General features: G+C 56.1%; 18 protein-coding genes. 17 read left to right on the forward strand and 1 reads right to left on the reverse strand.

Features of this window, described 5'->3' with window-relative positions; genetic code table 11:
• Positions 1 to 13 precede the first annotated feature (13 nt).
• Positions 14 to 808 (reverse strand): type I methionyl aminopeptidase, encoded by a 795-nt coding sequence (gene map / locus ACQUTP_RS18415; protein ID WP_004204446.1) that lies wholly within the window; start codon positions 806 to 808, stop codon positions 14 to 16.
• A 321-nt stretch (positions 809 to 1,129) separates the two neighbouring features.
• On the opposite strand from map, the gene rpsB reads away from it, so the two are divergent.
• From rpsB to accA, 17 genes are all read left to right on the forward strand, one after another.
• The gene (rpsB, locus tag ACQUTP_RS18420) at positions 1,130 to 1,855 is read left to right on the forward strand and encodes a 30S ribosomal protein S2 (protein ID WP_004204447.1); all 726 of its coding nucleotides are present in this window, start codon (positions 1,130 to 1,132) and stop codon (positions 1,853 to 1,855) included.
• A 119-nt stretch (positions 1,856 to 1,974) separates the two neighbouring features.
• Entirely contained in the window at positions 1,975 to 2,826 is an 852-nt protein-coding gene (gene tsf / locus ACQUTP_RS18425; RefSeq protein ID WP_004151930.1) for a translation elongation factor Ts, read from the forward strand.
• Between the two features lie 147 nt (positions 2,827 to 2,973).
• A complete protein-coding gene (pyrH, locus tag ACQUTP_RS18430) occupies positions 2,974 to 3,699 on the forward strand; it encodes a UMP kinase (protein ID WP_002889306.1) in 726 nt (241 codons plus the stop codon).
• Between the two features lie 150 nt (positions 3,700 to 3,849).
• The gene (frr, locus tag ACQUTP_RS18435) at positions 3,850 to 4,407 is read left to right on the forward strand and encodes a ribosome recycling factor (RefSeq protein WP_002889308.1); all 558 of its coding nucleotides are present in this window, start codon (positions 3,850 to 3,852) and stop codon (positions 4,405 to 4,407) included.
• Between the two features lie 228 nt (positions 4,408 to 4,635).
• Entirely contained in the window at positions 4,636 to 5,838 is a 1,203-nt protein-coding gene (gene ispC, locus ACQUTP_RS18440) for a 1-deoxy-D-xylulose-5-phosphate reductoisomerase (RefSeq protein WP_065697333.1), read from the forward strand.
• Between the two features lie 237 nt (positions 5,839 to 6,075).
• Complete coding sequence (gene ispU / locus ACQUTP_RS18445; RefSeq protein ID WP_002889316.1) at positions 6,076 to 6,834, forward strand: (2E,6E)-farnesyl-diphosphate-specific ditrans,polycis-undecaprenyl-diphosphate synthase; 759 nt, start codon at positions 6,076 to 6,078, stop codon at positions 6,832 to 6,834.
• Positions 6,835 to 6,846: 12 nt separating this feature from the next.
• Positions 6,847 to 7,704, forward strand: coding sequence for a phosphatidate cytidylyltransferase (cdsA, locus tag ACQUTP_RS18450; protein ID WP_004204449.1), 858 nt, complete (start codon positions 6,847 to 6,849; stop codon positions 7,702 to 7,704).
• 11 nt (positions 7,705 to 7,715) lie between these two features.
• Positions 7,716 to 9,068: a sigma E protease regulator RseP gene (rseP, locus tag ACQUTP_RS18455; protein WP_004204451.1), complete on the forward strand. Its 1,353-nt coding sequence runs from the start codon at positions 7,716 to 7,718 to the stop codon at positions 9,066 to 9,068.
• Between the two features lie 31 nt (positions 9,069 to 9,099).
• Positions 9,100 to 11,529 (forward strand): outer membrane protein assembly factor BamA, encoded by a 2,430-nt coding sequence (gene bamA, locus ACQUTP_RS18460; RefSeq protein ID WP_285755729.1) that lies wholly within the window; start codon positions 9,100 to 9,102, stop codon positions 11,527 to 11,529.
• A gap of 121 nt (positions 11,530 to 11,650) precedes the next feature.
• Positions 11,651 to 12,136, forward strand: coding sequence for a molecular chaperone Skp (gene skp / locus ACQUTP_RS18465; RefSeq protein ID WP_002889325.1), 486 nt, complete (start codon positions 11,651 to 11,653; stop codon positions 12,134 to 12,136).
• A gap of 3 nt (positions 12,137 to 12,139) precedes the next feature.
• Entirely contained in the window at positions 12,140 to 13,165 is a 1,026-nt protein-coding gene (gene lpxD / locus ACQUTP_RS18470) for a UDP-3-O-(3-hydroxymyristoyl)glucosamine N-acyltransferase (RefSeq protein WP_032452898.1), read from the forward strand.
• A 105-nt stretch (positions 13,166 to 13,270) separates the two neighbouring features.
• Positions 13,271 to 13,726 carry a 3-hydroxyacyl-ACP dehydratase FabZ gene (gene fabZ / locus ACQUTP_RS18475; protein WP_004145858.1) on the forward strand — a complete coding sequence of 152 codons (456 nt, stop codon included), beginning with the start codon at positions 13,271 to 13,273 and terminating at the stop codon, positions 13,724 to 13,726.
• Between the two features lie 3 nt (positions 13,727 to 13,729).
• Positions 13,730 to 14,518, forward strand: coding sequence for an acyl-ACP--UDP-N-acetylglucosamine O-acyltransferase (gene lpxA, locus ACQUTP_RS18480; protein WP_004204455.1), 789 nt, complete (start codon positions 13,730 to 13,732; stop codon positions 14,516 to 14,518).
• Positions 14,518 to 15,669 carry a lipid-A-disaccharide synthase gene (gene lpxB, locus ACQUTP_RS18485; RefSeq protein ID WP_023292050.1) on the forward strand — a complete coding sequence of 384 codons (1,152 nt, stop codon included), beginning with the start codon at positions 14,518 to 14,520 and terminating at the stop codon, positions 15,667 to 15,669. Before lpxA ends, lpxB begins: the two co-directional genes overlap by 1 nt.
• On the forward strand, positions 15,666 to 16,265 hold the full coding sequence (gene rnhB, locus ACQUTP_RS18490) for a ribonuclease HII (RefSeq protein ID WP_004204458.1): 600 nt from the start codon (positions 15,666 to 15,668) through the stop codon (positions 16,263 to 16,265). The genes lpxB and rnhB overlap by 4 nt, the downstream gene beginning before the upstream one ends.
• Positions 16,266 to 16,282: 17 nt before the next feature.
• A complete protein-coding gene (dnaE, locus tag ACQUTP_RS18495) occupies positions 16,283 to 19,765 on the forward strand; it encodes a DNA polymerase III subunit alpha (RefSeq protein WP_017900653.1) in 3,483 nt (1,160 codons plus the stop codon).
• A 12-nt stretch (positions 19,766 to 19,777) separates the two neighbouring features.
• Positions 19,778 to 20,737, forward strand: a complete 960-nt coding sequence (gene accA, locus ACQUTP_RS18500; protein WP_004204460.1) for an acetyl-CoA carboxylase carboxyl transferase subunit alpha — start codon at positions 19,778 to 19,780, stop codon at positions 20,735 to 20,737.
• The last annotated feature ends 50 nt before the right edge of the window (positions 20,738 to 20,787 follow it).

Here is a 20,787-nt window from a genome sequence, read left to right on the forward strand (position 1 = left end):
CGCCGGCTTTTCATCATTCATCGTGCGAGATTATCGCCGGGATGGTGTCATCCTTACGTAGCGTCAGAATTTCGCAGCCGTTGTCTGTCACCACAATAGTATGCTCATACTGCGCAGACAAGCTCCGGTCTTTAGTTTTCACCGTCCAGCCGTCTTTCATGCTGCGGATCTCTTTTTTACCGGCGTTGACCATCGGCTCGATGGTAAAGGTCATGCCTGGTTTGAGCACGACGTTGGTTTCCGGCGAGTCGTAGTGCAGCACCTGCGGCTCTTCATGGAAGCCGCGGCCGATGCCGTGACCGCAGTATTCGCGAACCACGGAGAACCCTTCCGCTTCAACATATTTCTGGATCGCCGCGCCGATGGTGCGCAGATTGATGCCCGGCTTCACCATCTTCAGCGCCAGGTACAGGCTTTCCTGAGTGATGCGGCACAGGCGCTCGCCGAGAATCGTCGGTTTGCCGACGATAAACATTTTGGAGGTATCGCCATGGAAATCATCTTTAATGACGGTCACGTCGATATTCACGATATCGCCATCTTTCAGCAGTTTGCCGTCGTCAGGGATACCGTGACAGACCACTTCGTTGACCGAAATGCAGACGGATTTCGGATAGCCGTGATAGCCGAGGCAGGCGGAAATGGCCTTCTGCTCGTTAACGATATAGTCGTTACAGATGCGGTCCAGTTCGCCAGTGCTGACGCCCGGTTTAACCCAGGGTTCGATCATTTCCAGCACTTCAGCGGCCAGGCGACCAGCAACGCGCATTTTTTCAATATCTTCAGATGTCTTAATAGAGATAGCCATGGAGTATGTCCAGCAGTGTCGATATTTTCGACAATAATAGAGTAAGTCCTGTCAATGGTAACAGTCCGGGCAGGCTGGTGCCAAACTGAGAATCATTAACAGCACGTGACGTCAACAAGAGTTGGTGTCTGGGTGGATTTTGTGGTATAAAGCGCGCCGGACTTCCGTTCCATCTCAGATACACAGGATGGGCGGGAGCGACAAATCTCACTTTGTGTAACAACACACACGTATCGGCACATATTCCGGGGTGCCCTTTGGGGTCGGTAATATGGGATACGTGGAGGCATAACCCCAATTTAATCTATAGAGGTTTTAAACATGGCAACTGTTTCCATGCGCGACATGCTCAAGGCTGGTGTTCACTTCGGTCACCAGACCCGTTACTGGAACCCGAAAATGAAGCCGTTCATCTTCGGTGCGCGTAACAAAGTTCACATCATCAACCTTGAGAAAACCGTACCGATGTTCAACGACGCTCTGGCTGAACTGAACAAGATCGCTGCTCGTAAAGGTAAAATCCTTTTCGTTGGTACTAAGCGCGCTGCAAGCGAAGCGGTAAAAGACGCTGCTCTGAGCTGCGACCAGTTCTTCGTGAACCATCGCTGGCTGGGCGGTATGCTGACTAACTGGAAAACCGTTCGTCAGTCCATCAAACGTCTGAAAGACCTGGAAACTCAGTCCCAGGACGGTACTTTCGACAAGCTGACCAAGAAAGAAGCGCTGATGCGTACTCGTGAGCTGGACAAGCTGGAAAACAGCCTGGGCGGTATCAAAGACATGGGCGGCCTGCCGGACGCACTGTTCGTAATCGACGCTGACCACGAGCACATCGCTATCAAAGAAGCAAACAACCTGGGCATCCCGGTATTTGCTATCGTTGATACCAACTCTGATCCGGACGGCGTAGACTTCGTTATCCCGGGTAACGACGATGCAATCCGCGCAGTAAGCCTGTACCTGGGCGCTGTTGCTGCTACCGTTCGTGAAGGTCGCTCTCAGGACCTGGCTTCTCAGGCGGAAGAAAGCTTCGTAGAAGCTGAATAATAAGGTTTAAGCCCTTATTAGTACCGTGTATGAATAGGGGCCCATTATCGGCCCCTTTTTTCAATTTACGCTGTTTGGCCGTTGGCCGGGCAGTATCCACATCTCCCGAGGATTTTAGAATGGCTGAAATTACCGCTTCCCTGGTAAAAGAGCTGCGCGAACGTACTGGCGCAGGCATGATGGATTGCAAAAAAGCGCTGACTGAAGCGAATGGCGACATCGAGCTGGCAATCGAAAACATGCGTAAATCCGGCGCGATCAAAGCGGCGAAGAAAGCAGGCAACGTGGCTGCTGACGGCGTGATCAAAACCAAAATCGAAGGCAACTACGGTTACATTCTGGAAGTTAACTGCCAGACTGACTTCGTTGCTAAAGATGGTGGTTTCCAGGCATTTGCTGACAAAGTACTGGACGCCGCTGTTGCGGGTAAAATCTCCGACGTTGAAGTTCTGAAAGCGCAGTTCGAAGAAGAACGTGTTGCCCTGGTTGCTAAAATCGGTGAGAACATCAACATCCGTCGTATCGCTGTTCTGGAAGGCGACGTTCTGGGCAGCTACCAGCACGGTGCGCGCATCGGCGTTCTGGTTGCCGCTAAAGGCGCTGACGAAGAGCTGGTTAAGCAGCTGGCAATGCACGTTGCTGCAAGCAAGCCGGAATTCGTTAAGCCGGAAGACGTGTCTGCTGAAGTGGTAGAGAAAGAGTACCAGGTTCAGCTGGACATCGCGATGCAGTCCGGTAAGCCGAAAGAAATCGCAGAGAAAATGGTTGAAGGCCGCATGAAGAAATTCACCGGCGAAGTTTCTCTGACTGGTCAGCCTTTCGTCATGGAGCCGAGCAAATCTGTTGGTCAGCTGCTGAAAGAGCACAACGCTGACGTGACTGGCTTCATCCGCTTTGAAGTGGGCGAAGGCATCGAGAAAGTTGAGACTGACTTTGCAGCAGAAGTTGCTGCGATGTCCAAGCAGTCTTAATTTTTACAAGGAGCCGCCTGAGGGCGGCTTCTTTTTGCGCCCATTTTGTAAATTCAGCCAACTGCTTATAGTGACCGCGCTGAAATGCGACATACAATGTCGCCGGAATTCTCACATCTCATTCGTTGACAGTCTCAGGAAAGAAACATGGCTACCAATGCAAAACCCGTCTACAAACGTATTCTGCTGAAATTAAGTGGCGAAGCGCTGCAGGGCTCAGAAGGCTTCGGTATTGATGCAAGCATACTTGACCGCATGGCTCAGGAGATCAAAGAGCTGGTTGAGCTGGGTATTCAGGTTGGCGTAGTAATTGGTGGCGGTAACCTGTTCCGTGGTGCTGGTCTGGCGAAAGCGGGTATGAACCGCGTTGTGGGCGACCACATGGGCATGCTGGCAACGGTTATGAATGGCCTCGCGATGCGCGATGCGCTCCACCGCGCCTATGTGAACGCTCGTCTGATGTCCGCCATTCCGCTGAACGGCGTGTGCGACAACTACAGCTGGGCAGAGGCGATCAGCCTGCTGCGCAACAACCGCGTGGTGATCCTTTCCGCGGGTACCGGCAACCCGTTCTTTACCACCGATTCCGCAGCCTGCCTGCGCGGTATTGAAATTGAAGCCGATGTGGTGCTGAAAGCCACCAAGGTTGACGGCGTATTCACCGCTGATCCGGCCAAAGATCCTTCCGCCACGATGTACGATCAGCTGACCTACAGCGAAGTGCTGGAAAAAGAGCTGAAAGTGATGGATCTGGCGGCCTTCACCCTGGCGCGTGACCATAAATTGCCGATTCGCGTCTTCAACATGAACAAACCTGGCGCCCTGCGTCGCGTGGTGATGGGCGAAAAAGAAGGCACATTGATCACGGAATAATTCCCGTCAGCGCCAAATCCGGGTAATATTCCGCTTTACTTTCGCGGGGATATTACCCGGTGATTTTCATTAAATCTGACTATACTTAGCTCATTTTCCGACGGGTGCCCCGTCTGGTCTGACTGAGACAAGCTTTCAAGGATTCGTAACGTGATTAGCGATATCAGAAAAGATGCTGAAATCCGCATGGAAAAATGCGTCGAAGCATTCAAAAACCAAATCAGCAAAATTCGCACGGGTCGTGCTTCTCCGAGCCTGCTGGACGGGATTGTTGTTGAATACTACGGTACGCCGACCCCGCTGCGCCAGCTGGCCAGCGTCACCGTCGAAGACTCCCGTACCCTGAAAATCAACGTCTTTGACCGTTCTATGTCCGCGGCCGTTGAAAAAGCGATCATGGCGTCCGACCTCGGTCTGAACCCAAGCTCTGCCGGCAGCGATATTCGTGTTCCGTTGCCGCCGCTGACCGAAGAGCGTCGTAAAGATCTGACCAAGATCGTGCGTGGTGAAGCTGAGCAGGCGCGCGTTGCCGTACGTAACGTTCGCCGCGACGCCAACGACAAAGTCAAAGCGCTGCTGAAAGAGAAAGAGATCAGCGAAGATGACGATCGCCGTTCTCAGGACGACGTGCAGAAAATGACTGACGCCGCCATCAAGAAAGTTGACGCGGCGCTGGCAGACAAAGAAGCAGAACTGATGCAGTTCTGATGCTCTGCCCTTACTCGGGCCTGACAGCGTCTGGTCTGAGTAAAATCCGAAACGCCGTACAGAAGACTGTACGCTCAATTCTCGGGATTGCGTTGCGACCGCTGGCCTTGTAGCCTTTAGCGCTAAGTTGAAGGCCTAATGCCGCCGTCTTATCCCTGATAATTGCTGCGTAGGGGCTTGCTGGCGGCGTTTTGCTTTTTATTCTGTTTCCACTCTTCTGGACGTCTCATGAAGCAATTAACCGTTCTCGGTTCGACCGGCTCCATTGGCTGTAGCACGCTGGACGTGGTGCGCCATAATCCCGGTCGCTTTTCCGTCGCCGCGCTGGTCGCGGGGAAAAACGTTGACCGTATGGTTGAACAATGCCTTGAATTTACCCCCCGTTACGCCGTGATGGACGATGCGCAAAGCGCTGAGCGATTGCGCACCCGTCTGCAGGAACATGGCTGCCGTACCGAGGTGCTGAGCGGCCAGCAGGCGGCGGCAGAGGTCGCAGCGCTGGAGGAGGTCGATCAGGTGATGGCGGCTATCGTCGGCGCGGCGGGGCTGGTGCCGACGCTGGCGGCGATCCGCGCCGGGAAAACGGTGTTGTTAGCGAATAAAGAGTCGCTGGTGACCTGCGGTCGCTTGTTCATGGAGGCGGTTCAACGGTCGGGGGCGCGATTGCTGCCGGTCGATAGCGAACATAACGCGATTTTTCAGAGTATGCCGGAGACAATTCAGCAGCATCTGGGATACGCTGACCTGGCGCAGAATGGCGTTTCATCCATCCTGCTGACCGGCTCGGGCGGGCCTTTCCGTGAGACAGCGGTAGCTGATCTGGCGGCGATGACGCCGGATCAGGCCTGCCGTCATCCTAACTGGTCGATGGGACGCAAGATCTCCGTTGACTCCGCCACGATGATGAACAAAGGCCTGGAATATATTGAAGCGCGCTGGCTGTTTAACGCCTCAGCCCGGCAGATGGAGGTCCTTATCCATCCGCAGTCGGTGATCCACTCGATGGTTCGCTATCAGGACGGCAGCGTGCTGGCGCAGCTTGGGGAGCCGGATATGCGCACGCCGATCGCCCATACCATGGGCTGGCCGCAGCGGCTTAACTCCGGCGCTAAGCCGCTGGACTTCTGCCAGCTGAGCAATCTGAGCTTCTCCGCGCCAGACTATACGCGGTATCCGTGCCTGAAGCTGGCGATGGAGGCGTTTGACGTCGGCCAGGCGGCGACCACCACGCTGAATGCGGCCAATGAAGAGTCGGTTGCCGCGTTTCTGCATGGCGATATCCGCTTTACCGATATTGCGGCGGTTAACCAGACTGTGCTGGATAAGATGAACCTGCAGGAGCCGCAAAGCATTGATGACGTTCTGGTTATCGACGCTGAGGCCCGCGCGGTTGCTCATCAACAGCTGAAACGGTTGGTCACCCAGGCGTAACGCGGTGATATTTGTGGGCGCAAAGCTTCAGTGATATAGTCTGCGCCACCCGATCGTTGCATTTTGTTGTTAAAGATTACGGTGGCCGTGGCAAAACACGGCTTTTTTGCGTAAAGCTTTTGGTTGTTCTCTGCGATTGGCTGCAGCCCCGGCACCGGATAAAAATGCGTATCCAGCGCGGCCCGGTGGCCTCTGTTTGGTGGCTAGTTAATCCTTATTATGGACTTAAAACGCGTGATGTTGTCTGCTAATCAAACTGTCAGCGAAATATCGCCCACACATGGCTGCCGTCATGTCGCCATTATTATGGATGGCAACGGCCGTTGGGCGAAACGGCAAGGTAAAATTCGCGCTTTCGGGCACAAGGCCGGTGCGAAATCCGTGCGTCGCGCGGTCTCTTTCGCGGCGAATAATGGGATTGAGGCGTTAACGTTATACGCGTTCAGCAGCGAAAACTGGAACCGTCCGGCTCAGGAAGTCAGTGCGCTGATGGAGCTGTTCGTCTGGGCGCTGGATAGCGAAGTCAAAAGCCTGCACCGACACAATGTGCGTTTGCGGATTATTGGCGACACCACGCGCTTCAATGCGCGCCTGCAGGAGCGTATCCGCAAAGCGGAAGCGCTGACCGCGAACAATACCGGCTTAACGCTGAATATTGCGGCCAATTACGGCGGTCGCTGGGATATTACCCAGGGCGTTCGTTTGCTGGCGAAACAGGTACAGGACGGGACGCTGCTGCCTGAGCAGATCACGGAAGACATGCTGAGTCAGCAGGTCTGCATGCATGAACTGGCTCCCGTAGATTTAGTTATTAGGACCGGGGGAGAGCACCGAATAAGTAATTTTCTGATTTGGCAAATTGCCTATGCCGAACTTTACTTTACGGATGTTCTTTGGCCCGATTTTGCTGAACAGGACTTTGAAGGTGCACTCCATGCCTTTGTTAATCGAGAGCGTCGTTTCGGCGGCACTGAGCCGGGTGGCAGTCATGCCTGATGGGGGTCACTTTTGCTGAAGTATCGCCTGATATCTGCTTTCGTCTTAATCCCCGTCGTCATTGCGGCGCTGTTTTTATTGCCGCCTATGGGGTTTGCTATCGTGACCCTGGTGGTCTGTATGCTCGCCGCATGGGAGTGGGGGCAACTGAGTGGTTTCACCTCGACGTCGCAGCGGGTCTGGCTGGCGGTGTTGTGCGGCCTTCTGCTGGCGGCGATGCTGTTTCTGCTGCCGGAATACCATTATGACGTTCATCAACCGATGGTTGAAGGCTCGCTGTGGGCCTCTTTCGTCTGGTGGATCGTCGCGCTGCTGCTGGTGCTCTCTTATCCGGCGTCGGCGGCATTCTGGCGTCACTCTAAAGTGCTGCGCCTCATCTTCGGTATCCTGACCATTGTCCCGTTTTTCTGGGGCATGCTGGCGCTACGCGCCTGGCACTATACCGATAACCATTACAGCGGTGCGCTGTGGCTCCTGTACGTGATGATTCTGGTCTGGGGCGCGGATTCCGGCGCCTATATGTTTGGTAAAATGTTTGGCAAGCACAAGCTGGCGCCGAAGGTTTCGCCGGGAAAAACCTGGCAGGGCTTTTTTGGCGGTTTGCTGACCGCGGCGGTGATCTCCTGGGCCTACGGGGTGTGGGCCCATCTTGACGTTACGCCAACGGTGCTGCTGGTCTGTTCGGTAGTAGCCGCCCTGGCTTCGGTGCTGGGCGATCTGACGGAAAGTATGTTTAAGCGCGAGGCCGGCATTAAGGACAGCGGGCACTTGATTCCCGGACACGGCGGTATTCTCGATCGTATCGACAGCCTCACGGCGGCGGTGCCGGTCTTCGCCTGTCTGCTACTGTTGGTCTTCAGGACGATTTGACGGAAGGTGATATGCTGAGCGTGCTCTGGAATCTGGCAGCTTTTATCATTGCGCTTGGCGTACTGATTACGGTGCATGAGTTTGGCCATTTTTGGGTAGCGCGTCGCTGCGGTATTCGGGTTGAGCGTTTTTCTATCGGCTTCGGCAAAGCGTTGTGGCGGCGGATGGATAAGCAGGGTACGGAGTTCGTCATTGCCCTGATCCCGCTGGGCGGCTACGTCAAGATGCTGGATGAGCGTGTTGAAGCGGTGGCGCCGGAGATGCGCCACTATGCGTTCAATAATAAAACCGTCGGCCAGCGCGCGGCGGTCATTGCCGCCGGTCCCATCGCTAATTTCCTTTTCGCTATCTTTGCCTACTGGCTGGTCTTCATCATCGGCGTTCCTGGGGTCCGTCCGGTAGTGGGTGAAATAACGCCCAATTCGGTTGCCGCGCAAGCACAAATTGCAAAAGGAACGGAACTTAAAGCGATAGATGGTATCGAAACGCCTGATTGGGATGCGGTGCGTCTGCAGCTGGTGGCCAAAATCGGCAACCCGCAAACAATACTTACCGTCGCCCCTTTCGGGACTAATCAGCGCCAGGATAAAATCGTCGATCTGCGGCACTGGGCGTTTGAGCCAGACAAGCAAGATCCCGTCACGTCGCTGGGGATCCAGCCGCGCAGCGCGCAGATTGATACGGTGCTGGCGGAGGTCCAGGCGGGCTCGGCAGCGCAGAAAGCAGGTTTGCAAGCGGGCGACCGGATCGTTAAAGTCGATGGTCAACCGTTAACGCAGTGGATGACGTTTGTTAATCTGGTGCGCGATAATCCGGGCAAAGCGCTGGCGCTGGAGATTGAACGGCAGGGGAGTGCGCTGCCGTTAACCCTGACGCCGGATGCAAAAACGGTGAAAGGTAAGGCAGAAGGGTTCGCAGGGGTGGTGCCAAAGGTCATCCCGCTGCCTGAAGAATACAAGACAGTACGTCAGTACGGACCGTTTGCCGCCATCGCTGAAGCCACGGATAAAACCTGGCAGCTGATGTCGCTGACGGTCAGGATGCTGGGTAAATTGATAACCGGTGATGTCAAACTGAACAACCTCAGTGGGCCGATCTCTATCGCTCAGGGGGCTGGAATGTCAGCGGAGTTTGGGTTGATTTATTATCTGATGTTCCTTGCGCTGATTAGCGTGAACCTCGGAATCATCAACCTGTTCCCACTACCCGTACTGGATGGGGGACATCTGCTGTTTTTGGCGATTGAAAAGCTGAAGGGCGGGCCGGTATCCGAGCGAGTTCAAGACTTTAGTTATCGCATTGGCTCAATACTGCTGGTGCTGTTAATGGGGCTTGCACTTTTCAATGATTTCTCTCGGTTATAAGAGAGTTTGTTAGGAAGAACGCATAATAACGATGGCGATGAAAAAGTTGCTCATAGCGTCGCTGCTGTTTAGCAGCGCGACTGTATACGGTGCTGAAGGGTTCGTGGTGAAGGACATTCATTTCGAAGGCTTGCAGCGTGTCGCTGTTGGTGCGGCCCTCCTCAGTATGCCAGTGCGTCCTGGCGATACGGTGACCGACGATGATATCAGTAACACTATTCGCGCGCTGTTTGCCACTGGCAACTTCGAGGACGTCCGCGTCCTGCGCGATGGTGATACCCTGCTGGTGCAGGTGAAAGAGCGTCCGACGATCGCCAGCATCACCTTCTCCGGCAACAAGTCGGTGAAAGATGACATGCTCAAGCAGAACCTTGAGGCCTCTGGCGTTCGGGTGGGCGAGTCGCTTGACCGCACGACCATCGCGGATATCGAGAAGGGCCTCGAGGATTTCTACTACAGCGTCGGTAAATACAGCGCCAGCGTCAAAGCGGTCGTTACCCCGCTGCCGCGTAACCGTGTCGACCTGAAACTGGTCTTCCAGGAAGGCGTCTCCGCTAAAATTCAGCAGATCAACATCGTCGGCAACCATGCGTTTTCGACTGATGAGCTGATCTCCCACTTCCAGCTGCGCGATGAAGTGCCGTGGTGGAACGTGGTCGGCGACCGTAAATACCAGAAGCAGAAACTGGCGGGCGACCTTGAAACCCTGCGCAGCTACTACCTGGATCGCGGCTATGCCCGTTTCAACATTGATTCTACCCAGGTCAGCCTGACGCCGGATAAGAAAGGGATCTATATCACCGTCAACATCACCGAAGGCGATCAGTACAAGTTTTCCGGGGTACAGGTGTCGGGCAACCTCGCCGGCCATTCCGCGGAAATCGAAGCGCTGACCAAAGTCGAGCCGGGTGAACTGTATAACGGCGCGAAAGTGACCAAGATGGAAAACGACATCAAGAAACTGTTGGGTCGTTATGGTTACGCCTACCCGCGCGTACAGTCGCAGCCGGAGATCAACGACAGCGATAAAACCGTTAAGCTGCACGTCAACGTCGACGCGGGCAACCGCTATTACGTGCGTAAAATTCGCTTCGAAGGCAATGACACCTCCAAAGACGCCGTTCTGCGCCGCGAAATGCGCCAGATGGAAGGCGCGTGGCTGGGCAGCGACCTCGTCGATCAGGGTAAAGACCGTCTCAACCGTTTAGGCTTCTTCGAAACGGTCGATACCGATACCCAGCGCGTACCAGGCAGTCCGGACCAGGTCGACGTAGTCTACAAGGTGAAAGAGCGTAACACCGGTAGCTTCAACTTCGGTATCGGTTACGGTACCGAGAGCGGCGTCAGCTTCCAGGCGGGCGTTCAGCAGGATAACTGGTTAGGTACTGGCTATGCTGTCGGGATCAACGGCACCAAAAACGACTACCAGACCTATACCGAGCTGTCGGTGACCAACCCGTACTTCACCGTAGACGGTGTGAGCCTCGGCGGTCGTATCTTCTATAATGACTTTGACGCGAACGATGCGGATCTGTCTGACTATACCAACAAAAGCTATGGTACAGACGTCACGCTGGGCTTCCCGGTCAACGAATACAACACGCTGCGCGCGGGCGTCGGGTATGTGCATAACTCCCTGTCCAATATGCAGCCGCAGGTGGCGATGTGGCGTTACCTGAACTCGATGGGCCAGTATCCGGACAACACCAACGACCGGAACTCGTTCAGTGCGAATGACTTCACCTTCAACTACGGTTGGACCTATAACAAGCTTGACCGCGGCTTCTTCCCAACCGAAGGTTCGCGCGTCAACCTGAACGGTAAAGTGACCATTCCGGGTTCGGACAACGAATACTACAAAGCGACGTTGGATACCGCCACCTATGTGCCGATCGACAACGATCATGAATGGGTGGTGCTGGGTCGTACCCGCTTTGGCTATGGCGATGGTATCGGCGGCAAAGAGATGCCGTTCTATGAGAACTTCTATGCAGGTGGCTCCAGCACCGTGCGTGGCTTCCAGTCGAACACCATTGGTCCGAAGGCGGTGTACTTCCCGTCGAGCAGCCGTCATGATGGCGACAGCGGCTATACCAACGACTGTAAGAGCACCGAATCCGCACCGTGTAAATCCGATGATGCGGTGGGCGGTAACGCCATGGCGGTGGCCAGCCTGGAGCTGATTACCCCGACGCCGTTTATTAGTGACAAATATGCGAACTCGGTCCGGACTTCCTTCTTCTGGGATATGGGTACCGTATGGGATACTCACTGGGATTCGAACGCGTACGCTGGATATCCGGATTACAGCGATCCGAGCAACATCCGTATGTCTGCGGGTATTGCCGTGCAGTGGATGTCGCCGTTGGGGCCGTTGGTCTTCTCCTACGCCCAACCGTTCAAAAAGTACGATGGAGACAAAGCCGAACAGTTCCAGTTTAACATTGGTAAAACCTGGTAATTGTTGGCGGCAACGGAATGCAAGTGCAGTATAGCGCTGACCGTAGGCGATAACGCGTTTATCGCCTCGCCACGCAAATAACGGTACCCCTGGGTACTCATGGGATGGTAAGGAGTTTATTGTGAAAAAGTGGTTATTAGCTGCAGGTCTGGGTTTGGCAATGGTAACTTCCGCTCAGGCGGCAGATAAAATTGCCCTGGTGAACATGAACAGCCTGTTCCAACAGGTTGCCCAGAAAACTGGCGTTTCCAACACGCTGGAAAACGAGTTCAAAGGCCGCGCTAGCGAACTGCAGCGTATGGAAGGCGACCTGCAGTCTAAAATGCAGCGTCTGCAGTCCATGAAGCCGGGCGCCGATCGTACCAAACTGGAAAAAGACGTGATGGCTCAGCGCCAGACCTTCTCCCAGAAAGCGCAGGCGTTTGAACAGGATCGCGCTCGTCGTTCCAACGAAGAGCGTGGCAAACTGGTGACCCGTATCCAGACTGCCGTACAGAGCGTAGCGAAAGATCAGAGCATCGATCTGGTGGTTGACGCGAATGCCGTTGCATACAACAGCAGCGATGTAAAAGACATCACCGCTGATGTGCTGAAACAGGTTAAATAAGTAATGCCTTCAATTCGACTGGCTGATCTTGCGCAGCAGTTGGATGCAGAATTACACGGTGATGGCGATATCGTCATCACCGGCGTTGCGTCCATGCAGAGCGCGAAAACGGGCCAAATCACTTTCATGGTCAACCCTAAGTACCGTGAACACCTGGCCGCTTGCCAGGCTTCTGCCGTTGTGATGACGCAGGATGATTTGCCTTTTGCCCATAGCGCCGCGCTGGTAGTGCGTAATCCCTACCTGACCTATGCGCGCATGGCTCAAATTCTGGATACCACGCCGCAGCCGGCACAGGATATCGCGCCGAGCGCGGTTATCGATCCGACGGCGAAGCTGGGTAGCAACGTTGCCATCGGCGCCAACGCCGTTATCGAATCCGGGGTAGAGCTGGGCGATAACGTGGTCATCGGCGCAGGCTGCTTCGTTGGGAAAAATACGAAAATAGGCGCCGGCTCGCGTTTGTGGGCCAATGTGACCGTTTACCATGAGATTGAGATCGGCGAGAATTGCCTGATCCAGTCCAGCACGGTGATCGGCGCGGATGGCTTCGGCTACGCCAACGATCGCGGCAACTGGGTGAAGATCCCGCAGCTGGGTCGCGTCATTATTGGCGATCGCGTGGAGATCGGCGCCTGCACCACAATTGACCGCGGCGCGCTGGACGATACCGTGATTGGCAACGGGGTTATCATTGATAACCAGTGCCAGATTGCGCATAACGTGGTGATTGGCGACAATACCGCGGTTGCCGGCGGTGTCATCATGGCAGGCAGCCTGAAAATCGGCCGCTACTGCATGATTGGCGGCGCCAGCGTGATTAACGGCCATATGGAAATCTGCGATAAGGTCACCGTCACGGGGATGGGGATGGTGATGCGTCCTATCAGCGAACCTGGCGTATACTCCTCCGGTATTCCGCTGCAGCCGAACAAGGCGTGGCGTAAAACCGCTGCGCTGGTGATGAATATTGACGAGATGAGCAAGCGCCTGAAAGCGATTGAGCGCAAGGTTAATCAACAAGACTAATTCATCATTTGGTCACATGACATTTCCGGCCTGTTGCATTCGCTAAAAGATTGCCGCAGGCCGTGTTATTATTGCCTTTTAGTACATTTAGACAGGAAGAGTATTTTGACTACTGACACTCATACTCTGCACATTGAAGAGATTCTGGAACTTCTGCCTCACCGTTACCCGTTCCTGCTGGTAGACCGCGTGCTGGATTTTGAAGAAGGTCGTTTTCTGCGCGCAGTAAAAAATGTTTCTGTAAACGAGCCGTTTTTCCAGGGGCATTTCCCTGGTAAGCCGATTTTGCCGGGCGTCCTGATTCTGGAAGCAATGGCGCAGGCCACCGGGATTCTGGCATTCAAAAGCGTTGGAAAACTGGAACCAGGCGAGCTGTATTACTTCGCGGGTATCGATGAAGCACGTTTCAAACGCCCGGTAGTACCAGGCGATCAGATGATTATGGAAGTCACTTTCGAGAAAACCCGCCGCGGCCTGACCCGTTTCAAAGGCGTTGCGCTGGTTGACGGTAAAGTGGTTTGCGAAGCGACGATGATGTGTGCGCGTAGCCGGGAGGCCTGATACGTGATTGATAAAACCGCTTTTGTTCATCCTACCGCCATTGTAGAAGAAGGCGCCGTGATTGGCGCTAACGTCCACATTGGTCCGTTTTGTATTGTTGGCGCCAACGTCGAAATCGGCGAAGGCACCGTACTGAAGTCTCACGTTGTCGTTAACGGCCACACCAAAATCGGCCGTGACAACGAGATCTATCAGTTCGCTTCCATCGGCGAAGTTAACCAGGATCTGAAATATGCTGGCGAACCAACCCGGGTGGAAATTGGCGATCGCAACCGCATTCGCGAAAGCGTCACCATTCATCGCGGCACAGTACAGGGCGGTGGATTAACAAAGGTGGGCAACGATAACCTGCTGATGATCAACGCCCACGTGGCGCACGATTGTACGCTTGGCGATCGCTGCATCCTGGCCAATAACGCGACGCTCGCTGGCCATGTTTCGCTGGATGATTATGTCATTATCGGCGGCATGACTGCGGTGCACCAGTTCTGCGTCATTGGCTCACACGTTATGGTTGGCGGCTGCTCCGGCGTGGCGCAGGACGTTCCGCCGTTCGTGATTGCCCAGGGCAACCATGCGACGCCGTTCGGCGTCAATATCGAAGGTCTGAAACGCCGCGGCTTCAGCCGGGAAGCGATTACCGCGATCCGCAACGCGTATAAACTGCTGTACCGCAGCGGCAAGACGCTGGAAGAAGCCAAGCCGGAGATCGCCGAACTGGCGACTCAGCATCCTGAAGTTCAGCCGTTTGTCGATTTCTTTGCCCGCTCTACCCGCGGCTTGATTCGTTAATGGCTGAACAGCGTCCCCTGACGATTGCCCTGGTCGCCGGAGAAACCTCCGGCGATATTCTTGGCGCCGGCCTCATCCGCGCCCTCAAAGCACGCATCCCGAATGCGCGCTTTGTCGGCGTGGCGGGACCGCTGATGCAGGCGGAAGGGTGTGAAGCCTGGTACGAAATGGAAGAGCTGGCGGTGATGGGTATTGTTGAAGTGCTCGGTCGCCTGCGTCGCTTACTCCATATTCGCGCCGATTTGACCCGCCGCTTCGGCGAGCTGCGTCCCGACGTCTTCGTCGGTATCGACGCCCCTGACTTCAATATTACCCTCGAAGGGAATCTGAAAAAGCAGGGCATCAAAACCATTCACTACGTCAGCCCATCGGTCTGGGCCTGGCGACAAAAACGCGTTTTCAAAATCGGCAGATCCACCGATCTGGTGCTGGCCTTTCTGCCTTTCGAAAAAGCGTTTTATGACAAATTTAACGTTCCCTGCCGCTTTATCGGCCATACCATGGCGGATGCGATGCCGCTGGATCCTGACAAAGGCGCCGCGCGCGACCGGTTAGGGATCCCGCACGACGTGCGTTGCCTGGCGCTGTTGCCCGGTAGCCGCGGCGCGGAAGTCGAAATGCTCAGCGCGGACTTTCTGAAAACCGCGCAGCTTCTGCGGGCTACCTATCCCGATCTGCAGGTGGTGGTGCCGCTGGTTAATGCTAAACGGCGGGAGCAGTTTGAGCGAATTAAAGCTGAGACGGCGCCGGATATGATCGTGCATATGCTGGACGGCCAGGCGCGCGATGCGATGATCGCCAGCGACGCCGCGCTGCTGGCCTCCGGGACGGCGGCGCTGGAGTGTATGCTGGCGAAATGCCCGATGGTGGTTGGCTATCGCATGAAGCCGTTCACCTTCTGGCTGGCGAAGCGGTTGGTTAAAACCGACTACGTCTCGTTGCCGAACCTGCTGGCCGGGCGCGAGCTGGTTAAAGAGCTGCTGCAGGATGAGTGCGAGCCGCAGGCGCTGGCTGCCGCCCTGCAGCCGCTGCTGGCCGATGGCAAAACCAGCCATGAGATGCATGAGACATTCCGCGCGCTGCATCAGCAGATCCGCTGCAACGCCGATGAGCAGGCGGCGGACGCCGTACTGGAGTTAGCAAAACAATGATGGAGTTCGTCTATCCGCATACCCATCTGGTTGCCGGCGTCGATGAGGTCGGGCGTGGCCCCCTGGTTGGCGCGGTGGTGACCGCGGCGGTGATCCTCGATCCGGCGAAGCCGATTGTGGGTCTGAATGATTCCAAAAAACTCAGCGAGAAGCGTCGTCTGGCGCTGTTCGATGAGATTAAAGAGAAAGCGCTGTGCTGGAGCCTGGGGCGCGCCGAGCCGCACGAAATCGATGAGCTGAATATCCTGCATGCCACTATGCTGGCGATGCAGCGCGCCGTCGCCGGCCTGAGCATTGTACCCGAGTTTGTTCTGATTGATGGCAACCGCTGCCCATCGCTACCGATGCCCTCCCTGGCAGTAGTCAAAGGCGACAGCCGGGTAGCAGAAATCAGCGCAGCGTCTATTCTGGCAAAAGTCACTCGTGACGCCGAAATGGCCACGCTGGACCTCGCATTTCCCCACTACGGATTTGCCCAGCATAAAGGCTATCCCACCGCTGTTCACCTGCAGAAGCTGCAGGAACACGGCGCAACAGAGCATCACCGGCGCAGTTTTGGCCCGGTGAAGCGTGCCCTGGGCCTGGCGTCCAACTAAGTCACCGGGATCTAAAGATGGCTGAACCACGTTTCGTACACCTGCGGGTGCACAGCGACTATTCCATGATCGATGGGCTGGCAAAGACCGGGCCGCTGGTCAAGAAGGCGGCCTCGCTTGGCATGCCAGCGCTGGCGATCACCGATTTCACCAATCTCTGCGGGCTGGTGAAGTTCTACGGGACGGGACACGGCGCGGGGATTAAGCCGATCGTCGGCGCCGATTTCCACGTGCAGTGCGACCTGCTCGGCGACGAATTTACCGAGCTGACCGTGCTGGCGGCGAATAACACCGGCTACCAGAACCTGACTCTGCTGATTTCCCGCGCCTATCAGCGCGGCTACGGCGCCCTGGGGCCGTGGATCGATCGCGACTGGCTGGTGGAACATCAGGAAGGGCTGATTCTGCTCTCCGGCGGCCGTAAAGGCGACGTCGGCGTCAGCCTGATCCGCGGCAACATGCCGCTGGTTGAGCAGTGCGTCGCCTTCTATGAAGAGCATTTCCCGGATCGCTATTTTCTGGAGCTGATCCGCACCGGTCGTCAGGATGAAGAGAGTTATCTTCATGCCGCCGTGGCGCTGGCGGAAGCGCGTGGTCTGCCGGTGGTGGCGACCAACGATGTCCGCTTCCTCGACACTGGCGACTTTGACGCCCATGAAATCCGCGTCGCTATTCACGACGGCTTCACCCTCGACGACCCGAAACGGCCGCGCAACTACTCGCCGCAGCAATATATGCGCAGCGAGGAAGAGATGTGCGAGCTGTTCGCCGATATTCCGGAAGCGCTGGCAAACAGCGTTGAAATTGCCAAGCGCTGCAACGTCACCGTGCGGCTTGGCGAATATTTCCTGCCGCAGTTCCCGACCGGCGATATGACCACGGAAGATTTCCTGGTGATGAAATCGAAAGAAGGTCTGGAGGAGCGGCTGGAATTCCTCTTCCCGGATCCGGAAGTGCGCGCGAAGCGCCGGCCGGAATACGACGAGCGTCTGGATATCGAGCTGCAGGTGATCAACCAGATGGGCTTCCCCGGCTACTTCCTGATCGTGATGGAGTTTATCCAGTGGTCGAAGGATAACGGTGTGCCGGTCGGCCCGGGCCGCGGTTCCGGCGCCGGTTCGCTGGTGGCCTACGCGCTGAAGATCACCGATCTCGACCCGCTGGAGTTCGACCTGCTGTTCGAACGTTTCCTTAACCCGGAGCGTGTCTCAATGCCCGACTTTGACGTCGACTTCTGCATGGAGAAACGCGACCAGGTTATCGAGCACGTGGCGGATATGTATGGCCGCGACGCGGTATCGCAGATCATCACCTTCGGTACCATGGCGGCGAAAGCGGTCATCCGGGATGTGGGCCGCGTGCTGGGTCACCCGTACGGCTTTGTCGACCGCATTTCCAAGCTGGTGCCGCCCGATCCGGGCATGACGCTGGCGAAAGCCTTCGAGGCCGAGCCGCAGCTGCCGGAGATCTACGAGGCGGACGAAGAAGTGAAAGCGCTGATCGACATGGCGCGTAAGCTGGAAGGGGTGACGCGAAACGCCGGTAAGCATGCGGGCGGCGTGGTTATCGCACCGACCAAGATCACCGACTTCGCCCCGCTGTATTGCGATGAGCAGGGGCTGCATCCGGTTACCCAGTTTGACAAGAACGACGTGGAATACGCCGGGCTGGTGAAATTCGACTTCCTCGGTCTGCGTACGCTCACTATCATTAACTGGGCGCTGGAGATGATTAATAAGCGCCGTGAGAAGAACGGTGAAGGGCCGCTGGATATCGCCGCCATCCCGCTGGATGACAAGAAAAGCTTCGACATGCTGCAGCGCTCGGAAACCACTGCGGTCTTCCAGCTTGAATCGCGCGGCATGAAAGATCTGATTAAACGCCTGCAGCCGGACTGCTTCGAAGATATGATCGCTCTGGTGGCCCTGTTCCGCCCGGGCCCGCTGCAGTCGGGGATGGTAGATAACTTTATCGACCGTAAGCACGGCCGAGAAGAGATCTCGTATCCGGACGTGCAGTGGCAGCATGAAAGCCTGAAACCGGTGCTGGAGCCGACCTACGGCATCATCCTGTATCAGGAACAGGTCATGCAGATTGCCCAGGTGCTGTCCGGGTATACCCTCGGCGGCGCGGATATGCTGCGTCGCGCGATGGGTAAGAAAAAGCCGGAGGAGATGGCCAAGCAGCGTTCTATCTTTGAGGATGGGGCGAAGAAAAACGGCATTGACGGCGAACTGGCGATGAAAATCTTTGACCTGGTGGAGAAATTCGCCGGTTACGGGTTTAACAAATCGCACTCCGCCGCGTACGCGCTGGTTTCTTACCAGACGCTATGGCTTAAGGCGCACTATCCGGCTGAGTTTATGGCGGCGGTAATGACCGCCGATATGGATAACACCGAGAAGGTCGTTGGCCTGGTGGACGAGTGCTGGCGGATGGGGCTGAAAATTTTGCCGCCTGATATTAACTCCGGCCTGTACCATTTCCACGTCAACGACGACGGCGAGATCGTCTACGGTATCGGCGCCATCAAGGGCGTCGGCGAAGGGCCGATCGAAGCGATCATTGAGGCGCGCAACAACGGCGGTTATTTCCGCGAGCTGTTCGACCTCTGCGCGCGGACCGATATTAAAAAGCTCAACCGTCGCGTGCTGGAAAAGCTGATTATGTCCGGGGCGTTCGATCGTCTCGGTCCGCACCGTGCGGCGCTGATGAATTCGCTGGGCGATGCGCTGAAAGCCGCCGACCAGCACGCCAAAGCCGAGGCCATCGGCCAGGCTGATATGTTCGGCGTACTGGCGGAAGAGCCTGAGCAGATTGAACAGTCCTACGCCAGCTGCCAGCCGTGGCCTGAGCAGGTGGTGCTGGATGGTGAAAGGGAGACCCTGGGGCTGTACCTGACCGGGCACCCGATTAACCAGTATCTGAAAGAGATTGAGCGCTACGTCGGCGGCGTGAGGCTCAAAGACATGCATCCGACCGATCGTGGAAAAGTGACCACGGCGGCGGGGCTGGTGATTGCGGCGCGGGTAATGGTCACCAAGCGCGGCAATCGTATCGGCATCTGTACCCTGGATGACCGTTCCGGGCGGCTGGAAGTGATGTTATTCACCGACGCGCTGGATAAATATCAGCAGTTGCTGGAAAAAGACCGCATACTTATCGTCAGCGGACAGGTCAGCTTTGATGACTTTAGCGGGGGGCTTAAAATGACCGCCCGTGAAGTCATGGACATTGACGAAGCCCGGGAAAAATATGCTCGCGGGCTTGCTATCTCGCTGACGGACAGGCAAATTGATGACCAGCTTTTAAACCGACTCCGTCAGTCTCTGGAACCCCACCGTTCGGGAACCATTCCAGTGCACCTCTACTATCAGAGGGCGGATGCACGCGCGCGGTTGCGTTTCGGCGCAACATGGCGCGTCTCTCCGAGCGATCGTTTACTCAACGATCTGCGTGGCCTTATCGGCTCGGAGCAGGTGGAACTGGAGTTTGACTAATACAGGAATACTATGAGTCTGAATTTCCTAGATTTTGAACAGCCGATTGCAGAGCTGGAAGCGAAAATCGATTCCCTGACTGCGGTAAGCCGTCAGGATGAGAAACTGGATATTAACATCGACGAAGAAGTGCATCGTCTGCGCGAGAAAAGCGTAGAGCTGACGCGCAAAATCTTCTCCGATCTCGGTGCATGGCAGGTTGCGCAACTGGCGCGCCACCCGCGCCGTCCTTACACCCTGGATTATGTCCGCCTGGCGTTCGACGAGTTTGACGAACTGGCCGGTGACCGTGCCTACGCTGACGATAAAGCGATTGTCGGCGGTATCGCGCGTCTTGATGGTCGTCCGGTGATGATCATTGGCCACCAGAAAGGTCGCGAAACCAAAGAAAAAATTCGTCGCAACTTTGGTATGCCGGCCCCGGAAGGCTACCGCAAAGCGCTGCGCCTGATGGAGATGGCTGAGCGGTTTAAAATGCCGATCATCACCTTCATCGACACCCCGGGCGCCTACCCGGGCGTTGGCGCGGAAGAGCGCGGCCAGTCGGAAGCGATCGCTCGCAATCTGCGTGAAATGTCGCGTCTGAGCGTGCCGGTGATCTGCACCGTGATCGGCGAAGGCGGCTCCGGCGGCGCGCTGGCGATCGGCGTGGGCGACAAGGTCAACATGCTGCAGTACAGCACCTATTCGGTGATTTCGCCGGAAGGCTGTGCCTCCATTCTGTGGAAGAGCGCGGATAAAGCGCCGCTGGCTGCGGAAGCGATGGGTATTATCGCCCCGCGTCTGAAAGAGCTGAAGCTGATCGATTCTATCGTTCCGGAACCGCTGGGCGGCGCCCACCGCAACCCGGAAGCGATGGCGGCAAACCTGAAAGCGCAGCTGCTGGCGGACCTGGCCGATCTCGATCTTCTCAGCGAAGAAGAGCTGCTTAACCGCCGCTATCAACGTCTGATGAGCTACGGTTACGCCTAAGTATTCCGCTAGCGCAAAAGACTAAGGGCCGGATTTTCCGGCCCTTTTTT

It is taken from the genome of Klebsiella sp. 2-CIP_Kleb., from assembly GCF_050378715.1.
Classification (GTDB): domain Bacteria; phylum Pseudomonadota; class Gammaproteobacteria; order Enterobacterales; family Enterobacteriaceae; genus Klebsiella; species Klebsiella quasipneumoniae.

Coding starts and splice junctions, on each gene's coding strand:
- ispU (WP_002889316.1), top strand. CDS start 6,076: ATGTTGTCTGCTAATCAAACTGTCAGCGAAATATCGCCCACACATGGC.
- accA (WP_004204460.1), top strand. CDS start 19,778: ATGAGTCTGAATTTCCTAGATTTTGAACAGCCGATTGCAGAGCTGGAA.
- bamA (WP_285755729.1), top strand. CDS start 9,100: ATGGCGATGAAAAAGTTGCTCATAGCGTCGCTGCTGTTTAGCAGCGCG.
- ispC (WP_065697333.1), top strand. CDS start 4,636: ATGAAGCAATTAACCGTTCTCGGTTCGACCGGCTCCATTGGCTGTAGC.
- map (WP_004204446.1), bottom strand. CDS start 808: ATGGCTATCTCTATTAAGACATCTGAAGATATTGAAAAAATGCGCGTT.
- rnhB (WP_004204458.1), top strand. CDS start 15,666: ATGATGGAGTTCGTCTATCCGCATACCCATCTGGTTGCCGGCGTCGAT.
- dnaE (WP_017900653.1), top strand. CDS start 16,283: ATGGCTGAACCACGTTTCGTACACCTGCGGGTGCACAGCGACTATTCC.
- rpsB (WP_004204447.1), top strand. CDS start 1,130: ATGGCAACTGTTTCCATGCGCGACATGCTCAAGGCTGGTGTTCACTTC.
- pyrH (WP_002889306.1), top strand. CDS start 2,974: ATGGCTACCAATGCAAAACCCGTCTACAAACGTATTCTGCTGAAATTA.
- tsf (WP_004151930.1), top strand. CDS start 1,975: ATGGCTGAAATTACCGCTTCCCTGGTAAAAGAGCTGCGCGAACGTACT.
- rseP (WP_004204451.1), top strand. CDS start 7,716: ATGCTGAGCGTGCTCTGGAATCTGGCAGCTTTTATCATTGCGCTTGGC.
- lpxD (WP_032452898.1), top strand. CDS start 12,140: ATGCCTTCAATTCGACTGGCTGATCTTGCGCAGCAGTTGGATGCAGAA.
- lpxB (WP_023292050.1), top strand. CDS start 14,518: ATGGCTGAACAGCGTCCCCTGACGATTGCCCTGGTCGCCGGAGAAACC.